General features: G+C 41.7%; 14 protein-coding genes, 1 tRNA gene and 1 pseudogene. 9 read left to right on the top strand and 7 right to left on the bottom strand.

From position 1 onward, the window contains the following. Window positions 1-18: 18 nt before the first annotated feature. From PRIP_RS09840 to PRIP_RS09825, 4 genes and pseudogenes are all read right to left on the bottom strand, one after another. Window positions 19-849 (bottom strand): AraC family transcriptional regulator, encoded by an 831-nt coding sequence (locus tag PRIP_RS09840; RefSeq protein WP_036101022.1) that lies wholly within the window; start codon window positions 847-849, stop codon window positions 19-21. After that, the gene (locus tag PRIP_RS09835; protein WP_036086210.1) at window positions 836-1,459 is read right to left on the bottom strand and encodes a TVP38/TMEM64 family protein; all 624 of its coding nucleotides are present in this window, start codon (window positions 1,457-1,459) and stop codon (window positions 836-838) included. Before PRIP_RS09835 ends, PRIP_RS09840 begins: the two co-directional genes overlap by 14 nt. Before the next feature lie 133 nt (window positions 1,460-1,592). Beyond that, a pseudogene (locus PRIP_RS09830) lies at window positions 1,593-2,572 on the bottom strand (glycosyltransferase family 2 protein). Window positions 2,573-2,586: 14 nt separating this feature from the next. Next, window positions 2,587-4,674: an ArnT family glycosyltransferase gene (locus PRIP_RS09825; RefSeq protein ID WP_479494821.1), complete on the bottom strand. Its 2,088-nt coding sequence runs from the start codon at window positions 4,672-4,674 to the stop codon at window positions 2,587-2,589. 255 nt (window positions 4,675-4,929) lie between these two features. On the opposite strand from PRIP_RS09825, the gene PRIP_RS09820 reads away from it, so the two are divergent. The 6 genes from PRIP_RS09820 (at window position 4,930) to PRIP_RS09795 (ending at window position 8,989) form a co-directional block, all read left to right on the top strand. Further along, window positions 4,930-5,000: transfer RNA gene (locus PRIP_RS09820), tRNA-Gly, on the top strand. A 229-nt stretch (window positions 5,001-5,229) separates the two neighbouring features. Then, window positions 5,230-6,354, top strand: coding sequence for a tRNA epoxyqueuosine(34) reductase QueG (gene queG, locus PRIP_RS09815; RefSeq protein ID WP_149023810.1), 1,125 nt, complete (start codon window positions 5,230-5,232; stop codon window positions 6,352-6,354). A gap of 5 nt (window positions 6,355-6,359) precedes the next feature. After that, window positions 6,360-6,869 carry a tRNA (uridine(34)/cytosine(34)/5-carboxymethylaminomethyluridine(34)-2'-O)-methyltransferase TrmL gene (trmL, locus tag PRIP_RS09810; protein WP_036101021.1) on the top strand — a complete coding sequence of 170 codons (510 nt, stop codon included), beginning with the start codon at window positions 6,360-6,362 and terminating at the stop codon, window positions 6,867-6,869. Between the two features lie 12 nt (window positions 6,870-6,881). Continuing rightward, window positions 6,882-7,619: an oxygen-insensitive NADPH nitroreductase gene (nfsA, locus tag PRIP_RS09805; protein WP_036101020.1), complete on the top strand. Its 738-nt coding sequence runs from the start codon at window positions 6,882-6,884 to the stop codon at window positions 7,617-7,619. Window positions 7,620-7,792: 173 nt separating this feature from the next. Next, the gene (locus tag PRIP_RS09800; RefSeq protein WP_036101019.1) at window positions 7,793-8,617 is read left to right on the top strand and encodes a hypothetical protein; all 825 of its coding nucleotides are present in this window, start codon (window positions 7,793-7,795) and stop codon (window positions 8,615-8,617) included. 24 nt (window positions 8,618-8,641) lie between these two features. Next, window positions 8,642-8,989, top strand: a complete 348-nt coding sequence (locus PRIP_RS09795; RefSeq protein WP_036101018.1) for a DUF3139 domain-containing protein — start codon at window positions 8,642-8,644, stop codon at window positions 8,987-8,989. 69 nt (window positions 8,990-9,058) lie between these two features. On the opposite strand, the gene PRIP_RS09790 is transcribed toward PRIP_RS09795, so the two are convergent. The 3 genes from PRIP_RS09790 to PRIP_RS09780 are packed head-to-tail and all read right to left on the bottom strand — an operon-like array spanning window position 9,059 to window position 10,756. Beyond that, window positions 9,059-9,532, bottom strand: a complete 474-nt coding sequence (locus PRIP_RS09790) for a low molecular weight protein-tyrosine-phosphatase (RefSeq protein ID WP_036101017.1) — start codon at window positions 9,530-9,532, stop codon at window positions 9,059-9,061. A 1-nt stretch (window position 9,533) separates the two neighbouring features. After that, window positions 9,534-10,271, bottom strand: coding sequence for an SMI1/KNR4 family protein (locus PRIP_RS09785; RefSeq protein WP_036101016.1), 738 nt, complete (start codon window positions 10,269-10,271; stop codon window positions 9,534-9,536). A gap of 56 nt (window positions 10,272-10,327) precedes the next feature. Beyond that, window positions 10,328-10,756, bottom strand: a complete 429-nt coding sequence (locus tag PRIP_RS09780) for an Rrf2 family transcriptional regulator (protein ID WP_036101015.1) — start codon at window positions 10,754-10,756, stop codon at window positions 10,328-10,330. Window positions 10,757-10,945: 189 nt separating this feature from the next. Here PRIP_RS09780 and PRIP_RS09775 point away from each other — a divergent pair, with 189 nt between their 5' ends. The 3 genes from PRIP_RS09775 to PRIP_RS09765 all read left to right on the top strand — a co-directional run bounded on the left by PRIP_RS09775 (window position 10,946) and on the right by PRIP_RS09765 (window position 12,545). Then, a complete protein-coding gene (locus PRIP_RS09775) occupies window positions 10,946-11,419 on the top strand; it encodes a Dps family protein (protein ID WP_036085977.1) in 474 nt (157 codons plus the stop codon). A gap of 62 nt (window positions 11,420-11,481) precedes the next feature. Continuing rightward, window positions 11,482-12,099, top strand: a complete 618-nt coding sequence (locus PRIP_RS09770) for a hypothetical protein (protein WP_036101014.1) — start codon at window positions 11,482-11,484, stop codon at window positions 12,097-12,099. A gap of 143 nt (window positions 12,100-12,242) precedes the next feature. Next, on the top strand, window positions 12,243-12,545 hold the full coding sequence (locus PRIP_RS09765; protein WP_036101013.1) for a HesB/YadR/YfhF family protein: 303 nt from the start codon (window positions 12,243-12,245) through the stop codon (window positions 12,543-12,545). The last annotated feature ends 47 nt before the right edge of the window (window positions 12,546-12,592 follow it).

The raw sequence follows: 12,592 nt of genomic DNA, 5'->3' as shown, positions 1-12,592 counted from the left end.
TATATTCCATGCACAATATTAAAAACCATGGATATTTTTATGATAATATTCGGTGGGACTCACTCCTTCTTGTTGCTTAAAAAGCCTGCTAAAATAAAATTCATCATGAAATCCGAGCTGATTCGCAAGCTCCTTTACTTTTTTCGTGCCATCCATCATGAGCTCCTTTGCTCGATCTATTTTGATTTTATTAAAGAAAGCGATGACTGAATAACCTGTCGTTTCTTTAAAAAGCCGCGATAAGTAAGTCGGTGATAGTTGAACCAAATCCGCTAATTCCTCCAATGTGACGCTTGTATGAAGATGCTGTCGCATATAATCAATGACTTTTTCGATTTTTAGACTGGTTGCGTAATTTTTATGTTGTTTTCGTACATTTTCTTCAATCGTTATGAGCAGTTGTTGCAGTAACGTTTTGCTCACGAATTCATAACCGGGCAACTTCGCGTGCCAATTAGCAACCAATTTTTCGAAAGTATCGCTGACGGAATAATAATCGTGTAGCACTGAAACAGGAGGGAGGCTAAGTAAAGCTGGTTCAGGCTGAATGGTCCAATTCGCATCTGTAAATCCGACCCGCGCATAACTGAAATGTACCGTTAAAAAAGAAGCCGGAGAGGCCTCGCTTGTTTCTAAAGAATGCCGCACATTTGGTGCAATATAAAAAAGCATTCCTTCATGAAAAGGTAGCACTTTACCTGCTGTTTCATATTTACCAGCGCCACCAGTCACTAAAACCAACTCATGATGTTGCAGTGTGCGTGTTATTTTTCGCGTCAAGGTCCTAAATTGTCGATATTTCCCGCCATTACAATAATGAATATGAAAAAATAGCTCATGAATGCTCATTATGTCCTCCTGTCTTTTTCGAACTCATCCAGCGTTCCAATCGCTTGCCGACAAACCATAAAATCACAACGATAATAACTAAAACAAGCAATTTCACCGGATGTTCAATCATATCTCGCAAATCATAACCGATATAACTAATCGCGAAAACCTTAATCACTTTCCCACCAATCAACGCCATCAAAAACTGGAAAAACCGAATTTCTGAAAGCCCAGCGACAACGTTCACCGCAGAAGAAGGCGTAAACGGCATAACAAGCAAAATAAAAATCGGGCCAAAACCATGCTCATCAATCCAATCCATCACTTTACGAACATGTTTATGATTCGTCAAAAAATGCAAAAATCGTGTCTGTCCAAACTTCCGAACAATCCAAAATACACATAAACTTCCTAATATCGCAGCAGAACACGAAATGGTGAACCCCCAAAACAAACCGTACGCGCTAACATTTACGATAACGAATAAAGAAAATGGTAAAAAGGGCAGAAAAGCTTCAATAAAGGGGAGAAAAAACGCTAATAAAGGACCAAATGCCCGATATGACTGCATCCACTGCATTATATTTTCATAAGAAAAAAACTCTTTCACCGAGTTATACATATCCATCATACGCGTTCCACCTGACTTCCATTACTTTTTTTATTATTTTCTCACAATACCCGTAAAAATGCAGTTCTAAGCTATTAGGCAACATAAAAGCAGTTTCCCGCCAGTACATACTGACGAAAAACTGCTTCTGTTATCCTTCATTCCGTTGTTGATTCAGCCAGCGCACGGTTTCTTGTTGCTCAAACCCATAACTTGCTTCGACGATATACAAAGGCCGATCCTTCACTTCATCGTAAATTCTGCCGATATATTCACCAATCATGCCTAAAATAATCAGAACAAATCCGCTAAACAGAAGCTGAATAATAATAATCGAAGACCAGCCGTTGACAGTTGTCGCTGTGAAGATTGTTTGGAAAAGCACAACTAGCATGTAGATGAAGCCGATGATAGATAACGCGACTCCCGCATAACTCGCTATTTTTAACGGCTGATGGGAAAAAGAGGTGAGGCCATCGAGTGATAGTTTTATCATTTTTTTCAGTGGGTATTTCGTTTCACCAGCCGCGCGTTCCTCCCGCTCATATTCTAAAGCTACTTGTTGAAAACCAAGCCAACTTACCAAGCCTCGAACGAATGGATTTTTCTCATTGATTTTTTTTTAGCTCGGTATACACTTTCTTATCCATAAGGCGGAAATCCCCGGTGTCAACGGGAATCTCCACATCTGTTAGTCGATGCAATGTTCGATAAAACATTTTAGCGCTCCATTTCTTGAAAAACGATTCGCCATTTCGCTTGATTCGCTTCGCATAAACAACATCGAAACCGTCTTGCCATTTTTGAATCATCTCGGGGATGAGTTCGGGTGGGTCTTGCAAATCTGCGTCAATGACCACAACAGCATCGCCGCTTGCATAATCCGTCCCCCGCGGTAATCGCGATTTGATGTCCGAAATTTCGTGAAAAAGCGAGACACTTCACGTGCTTATCTGCGAAACTAAGCGCTTGAACAAGTTGCAACGTTTTATCTTTGCTACCATCGTTCACAAAAAGGAGTTCGTAATCCATGGTTAGCGTCTCCATCACATCTTTTAGCCGTTTGTAAGTTTGCTCAATGACGGCTTCTTCATTATAAAGTGGGATGACTACAGAGATTTTTTTTGTCATTTGAGACCCTCCTTTTAGTTAAGTTTGTAAAGCGTGCCGCCTGATTGTCCACCAGGTCCGCCTTGCATTCTACCGCCGTCTTGTTTTGTTGATGCGCTTGTTGTTGCGTCTGTGGATGTTGTTTCGCCGCCCCATTTTGAGCTATCTACTTTTGTACCATTTTTCTCAATCCAAGTCACGACATCAGAACTACTGCCTTTATTGTTGGATGGGAGATAGAAATATTTAATTTTGCCATCTTTAATCATTTGTTTCAATTCTTTTACTGTCAAAATTGGATCTGTCCCGTTGAAGCCACCGAGTGCCATGACCGATTTACCGGTTTTAATAATGTATGGCGCTGCTGTGGAGGCATTGGTGGTACCGAATAGGAACTCTGTATCCGCGCTGTTTTTTTCCAAGTAGGAAATGAGCGTTTCATTGACGGAGGCATCTGAGAAAGCTCCACCACCACTTGTTTTTAATTGAGGTCCAGCCTCAGGAAGCGAGCTGTTACCGCCGTACATCATTGGCGTCAGTGCCCAATACATCGGTGCGAGTAGCAGTGCAATAAGTGAAGCGACTGCAACCCATGACGTCCACACGGGTTGTTTGGCTTTTATAATAAATAACGTTGCCGCCAAACCAAGCCCAAGGATACCGATGACACTCATGCCAGGGATTGAATATTGCGCGATAAAGAACATTTGCAAGCCAGTCGTAATCGCCACTGCACTAGGCAACAGATAACCCGGCACACCTGTGTTTTTACGATACAGATTTAAAAGTGCCATGAATCCTGCGCCCGTCAAAGCCGCAATCGCGGGAGCCAGCATAATTAAATAATAATGATGGAAGAATCCTGCAATACTGAAAAATCCCGCGACAGGAACGAGCCAAGCCGCCCAGAAAAACATTTCTTTTTGTGCTGTATCCCATTGGAAGAACCGTCGTGTCCGGCGCCAACTAGCGATAAAGATGGCCGCAATACCGAACAATGCCATTGGAAGGAGCCAACTAATTTGATCTCCAAGAGCTGTTTGGAAAAGTCGCAATGGCCCAGCTGTTCCAGTACCAAACATGCCAGTACTACCCATCATTTTAGAGCCGTTACCGCCGCCTTGACCACCAGGGCCACCGCCGTTTTTGCTATTTGAACCACCAGGTCCGCCACCGTGCATACCACCATTTGGAGGTGTTGGCGGTTGGCCTGACATATTATTTTGTCCGCTTTCTGCATTTGCATCTGGCGCAATGCTATAAGAACCAGAACGCGAGTTAGGAGGCGTCATTTGTGAATTATCACCACCAAAACCATTATTTTTACCGGTTTCTTGACCTAGAAGGCGCTCCATACCATTATAGCCAAATGCCAATTCCAAGACAGAGTTTGTTTGACTACTGCCAATATAAGGCCGCGAGCTGGCCGATGTATTATCGACAATGACTGCCCAAGAAACAGACACACCAAGCATCATCACTAAAGCAATAACGAGATGTACAATTTTTTTCTTCCAATTCAATTTTGCGGCGATGAGGTAGAAGAGTAAGAACGCTGGCACGACCATATACGCCTGTAACATTTTTACATTAAAACCAACGCCAATTAATACAAAAGCTAGTAATAAAAAGCCGATTTTGCCTTTTTTCACGGCTTTGAATAGCGCCCAAGCACCGAGTAATAATGTGAAAACAAGAATGCTATCAACATTATTTGTCCGACTAACCGCCACTGCAATCGGCGTCGTAGCCATTACAAGCGCTGCAATCCGAGCCGCCCAAGAGCCAAACGTCGGTTTTACTAAAAAATAAAGCAATAAGACCGAGCCAACCCCAGCAAGAGCTTGCGGTAAAATAACGCTCCAACCATGAATACCAAAAATAAGTGCACTAATCGTTTGTAGCCAGAGCGCAACAGGCGGCTTATCCACCGTTACAAACCCCGAAGGATCAAACGCTCCGTAGAAAAAATTCGACCAACTTTCCGTCATACTTGTCACCGCGGCTGTGTAGTAGGGGTTCACCGCATCATCGTTCCAAACACCCCAGAAATTTAAGAAAGCAGCAAGCACTGCAATCCCTATCAAAAACCAATCAATCCGTCGTTTCTTCACCATTTCCATCACTTCCTTCATTTGCTAATAAATCAAGTGTAGCTGGGAAATGTGAAAAAAGAATGAACAGGGTAGGAAATAAGTTTTAAAAATTACCTGCATTTAAGTTACCAAAGTTATGAAGTGTTATAAAAATTAGCGATAAAATGATAGAAATCTATCCGAATCACAAATAACTAAAAAAAAATTTCAAAAACCCCTTGCCAAACCTGCCTAGTAGTGATAATATATTAAATGTTGCTAGAACAACTTGTTCTAAACTATGCGGGTGTAGTTTAGTGGTAAAACTACAGCCTTCCAAGCTGTTGTCGTGAGTTCGATTCTCATCACCCGCTCTTAAATATGTTATCAACGCAGTGTTTCGAACTTTATAAGCGAAGCATTGCGTTTTATTATTTGAAAAGCTGAATCGGCTCGTTTAGCTCCGACAAAAACTGGAGCGCGAAACCAAACCACCCAGAACATGACGCTGGGCCTTTTTTATGTAACAATGACTTTTATGGAAGACAAAGATAGCGAAGACTAAATCTAAGAACCGAGGTGCAAACCTTGCAAAATATAGATATGAAGCAGTTAAAACAAGACATTATCCAATACGCGAACGAAATAGGTATTCAAAAAATAGGATTTGCTTCGGCTGATCCTTTTTTGGAGTTGAAGGCTAGGTTGGAAGTCGCCGTGAAAGAGGACGTGTTGACGGGGTTTGAGCACCCAAACATCGATGAGCGGGTGTATCCTGACCTTATTTTTGATGCACCGCGGTCGATTATTGCGATTGCACTGGCATATCCTTCGAAGATGAAAGAGGAGCCTGTGAGTCGTAAGGAAGCGCGTCGTGGTGTTTTTTCACGGGCATCGTGGGGGACGGATTATCATACGGTGTTGCGTGAGAAGTTGGCGAAATTAGAGACTTTTATTACGGAGCTTGTTCCGGAGGCGCGGTTTAAATCAATGGTCGATACGGGAGAGCTTTCGGACGTTGCGGTGGCTGAACGCGCAGGACTTGGTTGGCGGGGCAAGAATACGTTGCTTATTTCGCCGGAATTCGGTTCTTTTATTTATTTGGGTGAGATGGTGACGAATTTACCTTTGGCGCCGGATAAGCCGATGGGGGACTTGTGTGGGGATTGTAATAAGTGCGTCGAAGCTTGTCCTACTGGCAGTTTGCTCGGCGAAGGAAAGATGAACCCGAAGATTTGTTTGAGTTATTTGAGCCAGACGAAAGGCTTTTTGGATGAAAAATATCGCGATGTGTTGCATAATCGGTTATATGGTTGCGACACGTGTCAGGTGGTTTGCCCTTACAACCGCGGACATGACTTTCATTTCCATGAGGCGATGGAGCCAGATCCTGAACTTGTGAAGCCTGAATTAAAGCCACTTCTTTCGATTTCGAACAAAGAATTTAAGGCAAAATTCGGACCGATGGCAGGCTCGTGGCGCGGCAAAAAGCCCATTCAACGCAATGCGATTATTGTGTTGGCGCGCTATAAAGATAAGACCGCGGTGCCCGAGTTGATTCGGTGTATGACGGAAGACACGCGGCCAGTTATTCGTGGGACGGCAGCTTGGGCGCTTGGTAAAATTGGCGGAGAAGAAGCCAAAGAAGCGTTGCAAAAAGCACACGACGAGGACAAAGAAGTGCTCGCAGAAATTATGCGGGCGAAGAATTTAATAGGAATAAGGTGAACGGATTGGCAAATCATATAGTACTTTTTCAACCAGAAATCCCGGCAAATACGGGAAATATTTCGAGAACATGTGCGGGGACGGATACTTATTTGCATCTGATTCGCCCACTCGGTTTTTCGACGGACGACAAGATGTTAAAACGCGCGGGACTCGATTATTGGGATCATGTGAAGTTGGCATATTATGACTCGATTGAAGAGTTTTTTGAAAAGAATGCTGGCGGCGCATTTTATTTTATTACGAAATTTGGGCGTCATTTGTACAGCGATGTCGATTATCAAGACACAGACAAGGATTACTTCTTTATTTTTGGGAAGGAAACAACAGGTTTACCAGACGAGATTTTAGCGGCGCATGAAGACACGTGTTTGCGCATTCCGATGACAGACCATATTCGTTCGCTTAACTTGTCGAATACCGCGGCCATTTTGATTTACGAATGCTTGCGACAACAACAATTTGGCGAATTGGACCAAATGCCACATTATGATCGTAAAATTTTTAAAGACTAGGGGATGAGTCGTATGAACGAGACGATTGAAGGAATTTTAAGTCACTATTCGGTTCGGGAATTCACCGACCAAGCGCTGACAAAAGCAGAAATTGATTTACTTGTAAAAAGTGCCCAAGCGGCCTCCACATCTAGTTTTGTGCAGGCGTATTCCATTATTGGCGTATCAGACATGGCCTTGCGCGAATCGCTGTCTGAAATTGCAGGAAATCAGCCGTATATCATCAAAACAGGGCAATTCTTTGTTTTCGTGGCAGACTTATCACGGCACCACAAAATTGGCGAGGCGCGTGGCGTAGCAACAGACTCCTTATCATCGATGGAGCGCTTACTCGTAGCAACCATCGACGCGACGCTAGCAGCTCAAAACATGGCTATTGCAGCAGAATCTATGGGCTTAGGTATTTGCTACATCGGAGGCATCCGCAATGACTTGGCAAAAGTGGCCGAACTTCTACGTATTCCAGACTACGCAACGCCATTATTCGGCTTAACAGTCGGACATCCAACCGCCAATTCTGCACCAAAACCACGCCTATCATCCGAACTGGTCTACCACGAAAATCAGTACCAAGAAAAAACAATGGACGACTTCATCCAATACGACAACACCATCCGCGACTACTACAGCGCAAGAACTGGCGGAAACCGAGTAGAAGGCTGGACAGACCAAATCGAGCGCGGTTTAAAACATTCCACAAGACTTGATTTGAAAAGCTTCTTAGAAAGCAAAAAATTAGGTAAAAAATAATGGCATGGAAGACTAGTCTGAGGGCTAGTTTTTTATTTTGAGATTTTTAGGACTGTGGTTTAAAAGAAAGCGCATTCATGATATAATTATGTTACAGTTGAAATAAATTCGTTATTTTTCAGCTAATTATATATTTATTTTTTCGTAAAACAAACTAAGAGAGAGGGAATGAAATGAAAAAGTGGATTGTAGTAGTTTTTGCTTATTTCGCAATTGTTGTTTGTATGTTAGTGGCTCCACTAAATATTAGTGCTAAGGGAGAAGCTAACTATCAGAAAATTTATGAACAGGGAGTGTCTGAGGGGAAAATTAATACAGCAAACGTTAGTTTAGAACAGTGGATTGATGTAAACGAAAATGAGTACTATCCTGTGTATGAAGATGGATTAAAGGAGAAAGTTTATGATATATCAACCACGTATGCAGAATGGATAAAAATGAATAATTACGGGCAACCACCTGTGGCAGATGAATTTGTTGAAGAAGTACCTCAATCACTACTAAAGGGTGTTTACAAAGGGTACACAGTGAAAAAAGGAGATATCTTGATTTCTAATGGTACCTCATCAGCTGGTGTTCTAGGTCATGCCGCAATCGCAAATGGTAACGATTATATTTTGGATATACCAGGACCGGGAACAACGACAAGGCAATTAACAACCGTAAAATGGATGACAATATACGATTCGAAAGGATGGGTTAAAGTGTACCGAGTAAAAGATAGTTCTATTGCTAATGCAGCGGCTAACTGGGCTGATAGAAATTATTATTCTTCAACAGGCACAAAAAAACAAGACAAGTGGCCATCGTATAATGTGACTGGTAGTAGATACTCCAAAGATCCAACGTATTGTTCTAAGATTGTAATACAGGCATTTTATTTTGGAACAGGCAGTAAACCAGTTATCCGTGTATTTCCATCTTTGGCTCTTCCATATGATCTTCCGAGCTATTTTAACGGTGCTTATAGCCCTCAATTTGTAAAAGGATTTAATTAAAATCAAATTAGGGAGTTGAGTCAAATGAAGAAATATCGAAACTTGTGGATAACTATTGGTACCATCCTTGTACTTAGTTTTATAGGCTATATCTTTTTATTTATGATTCCAAAGCATAACGCAAATCAAGCAATAGAAAGTTATATGCAGGAACAAGGTGTTCCAGAAAATCAAATAGTATCTAGGAAAATAAAAAAGAATTGGACAATAGGAGGGTATACAGCTTTTGTAAAACTAAAAGATGATTCGAAAATGGATTATGAATATAATTATGATAAGAAATTCAAATTTCCCTATAAAGTCTATCTAATAGTATATAAAGATGGATCAAGCGAAGAAGACTCCGAAGTAAAGTATCCCCCATTAAAGTAAATTACTAATAGAAATAAAAAGGATACGAAATTTTTGTTCGAATTTCGTATCCTTTTTAGAACAATAAACTTATAATGAAAACTTTTCCCGAATCGCTTTTAAAAGCCCGTCGCACCCAGCACTAACAAGCCGCTCTGTTTCCGCGAAATTTCCCGTATAGTACGGATCAGGCACATCATGTTGCCCTTCATCAGGCGCAAAGTCCATCAATTTTTTCAACATAACATCACTTTCCAACGGCTTTAACGCCTCTAAATCCTGCATATTTGAGCCATCCATGCCAATGACATAATCGAAATCGGCGAAATCATCCTTATCAATCAACCGAGCCCGCATTTGCGAATAATCAATCCCATGCTTCGTCAAAACTTGCTGCGTACCGCGATGTGGCGGATTTCCCAAATTCCAATTTCCCGTCGCCGCAGAATCAATCCGAATCGCATCACTAAGCCCCGCCGCATCTACCTTCGCGCGAAACATACCCTCTGCCATCGGAGATCTGCAAATATTCCCTAAACATACAAACAATACACGAACAACCATCCTAATCCTCCCATTCTTTGCGCAATTCCGCAACCTTTTCAGGCCAAATATGTTGCGATTCCAACCATTCAAGCATCGCAGTTATACGACTTTCGTCCAATTTTCGCCGGAAATAAAAGATTTGATTTTCCAGCAATGTCACACCAATCTGCTGATACGGCGACTCCTCTGAATGCAACAAGCCATCAATCCGCGCCAAATACCACGATTTATCCTCGCAATCCTCCAGCAACTCAAGAATCTGCAACGTTTTCGCCACATTCGCAAGCGCCAACATCTGTTCCACCTTCACAAGCGGATAACGAGGCACCGACTCAACTGGAAACGGAGAAAAGTAAAGTGAATCCATAAACGCCGCAAAACTTTCCGCAACAACCAACGTCTGCAACGTCTCAAAATCCACATAAATCACACGCGGCGCATCCGTCTGATAATCAAGCCCGATATACCGATCCCCATCCCGATGAAAATACACTTGGCGTCCCGGCAAATCGACATCATCCTCCTGAGGAATCGCCATCTGCAACTCATCAAGTCCTGCAAGCGTATAAATTTCCGCATCTGCCAAACCATAAGACGTCGGTTCCGACACAGAAAAATGGTTTTTCGTCAAAAGCCCGCCATCATGAATCGATAACAATTCCTTATAAAGCGTCGGCAAAACCAGTTCATGCTCCTGTTCCCAAGCCGCAATCGAATGCTCCGAAACAGGCTTTCGTCCGCGTAACCAAACACTCATCACCTAAAGCCTCCTTACAAAAATCAGTTGCTAGTATCAAAACTGATTTCCCCTTTTTATTCTGCTATCTCCGCACGAATCGTGTCTACCACATCAGCCATTGTCCGATTCGCCAATACTTGCTCCATCGCTTTTTGCGCCTCAATCAGCGTCTGTTCCATGGCATCTTGAATATGCGCCCCAACCTGACAATTCGGATTGGGATTTTCATGAAATTGAAACAGCTCGCCATCTTCCACACTATCCACCGCTTGATACACTTCCAAAAGCGTAATTTTAGTAAGCGGTTTTAACAGTGTGGCACCTCCAGACCCAGCTTTCACAGCAATAAGCCCTGCATTTTTCAACTGTCCGCTAATTCGTCTAATCACCACAGGGTTCGTATTGACACTCGCAGCAATCCTCAAAGAGGTTAATGGTGGCTCTTCCATAGCAATTAGTGATAAAATATGGGTAGCAACAGTAAAACGGCTACTTATTTTCATCCAAATCAGCTCCTTTGTAACAATTGTAGTTACAAAATAGAAAGAAGTCAATAGACGCGCCTCGTGTTTAAAACAGCAGAATTGTGGTAAAAAAAGTTTGTGAGGCGACACACGATTGGACAAATCGTGAAATCTAGTTTATAATTATTATTATATAATAGTTATTATAAATAAGGAGGAGAATTATAAATGAAAACAATCAATTCAGTAGACACAAAGGAATTTTTAAACCATCAGGTGGCGAACTTAAGCGTATTTACGGTGAAAATTCATCAAATCCACTGGTTCATGCGTGGCCATAACTTCTTTACATTACATGAAAAAATGGACGATCTTTACAGCGAATTCGGCGAACAATTAGACGAAATCGCAGAACGTTTATTAGCAGTAGGTGGCGCTCCATTCTCCACACTAAAAGAGTTTTCCGAAAACGCAAGTGTAGAAGAAGCACCGTACACAAAACCAAAAACAATCGATCAATTCATGGAAGACCTTACAGGCACACTAGAATTGCTACGTGACGAATACCAACAAGGGATCGAGTTAACTGGCAAAGAAGGCGACGACGTAACACAAGACATGTTAATCGGCTTCAAAGCTTCCATCGACAAACACATTTGGATGTTCAAAGCATTCCTAGGAAAAGCACCACTTGAGAAATAAGTAGAACCAGATGCAGAGCCTGCTTTTTCGGGCTTTGCATCTTTTATATCGGAGGGAAAGACATGTCTACGGACAAGCACCATTTTATAGAACAATTCTCATTCCAAAATATCGCAACCATACGCGATGAAGGCGTCGCGCTTTTAGATATTTTTGAAGAAAATGAAGACAAGGTTTATGGCATTGATTTTCTGCCAAAAGCCATGATGAACGCCTATATATACGACAGCTATTTCAATGTGTACTATCGCTCTAAGCAAAAAGAGGACATAGCGGCACACAAAGTATACGAAGAACGCTTCTTAAAAGTAATACTAACAATTATGGGATACAGTCATGATACATATGTGGAGAGTGACGCACTGCTCAAAAAACATGGGACAGATATTGTGGCGATTCCTGCTGATGCGATGGGAACTGTTCATCTTGCAAAGCCAAGAAAGAACTGGCGCTATTTTCATCGGAGGACTCGCAACGAAAAGCCAGAAAAACAAATCGACTTGCTTCCTTTATTTCAACAAGCATTCCGTGATTATACATATGTTGCGATTTATTTATGTGATCTCCAAATCATTTTATTTTTCTCTGACTTATATGTTGTTTGCCTCATAGAAAACGAGGAGTCGCGCGAATTCTTGGAACATATTTGTAAAACAGAAGGCTTGTATCTACGTTCATAAATAACTGAAATTTCATAATATAAGTTTCAACGCAGCCAAACGGTGGTAAATAGAAATTATCTATTCTGTAAGCAAAAATAATGCGAAATGTATAGATATCTGCTATTCTTGCAGTAATTGAAAGAGGAAGAGGAGTGATGACAATGCAAATCGAAGTAAGCGATCAAGCACAACAATGGTTTAGAAATGAGTTTAACACGGGCGATGGAAACGGAATCAGACTATTCGCAAAATATGGTGGCTCAAATAGCTCGCTCCATCCAGGATTTTCGATTGGATTGGTGGCCGAGAAACCTACAGAAGTGGCATTGCAACACCAAATCGACGATATTTTATTCTACGTAGAAGACCACGATTACTGGTATTTCAAAGACCACGATTGGGTAATTGACTATAATCCTAAAAGCGAAGAAGTAACTTTTAAATTTTTCGAGAAAGTAAAATAAGTAAGGCTGACAGGTTCCAGAATTGGGGCCTGTTTTTTGAATGGAAA

The organism is Paenilisteria riparia FSL S10-1204, from assembly GCF_000525995.1.
Classification (GTDB): domain Bacteria; phylum Bacillota; class Bacilli; order Lactobacillales; family Listeriaceae; genus Listeria_A; species Listeria_A riparia.
This window is presented reverse-complemented; position numbering and strand designations above follow the sequence as displayed.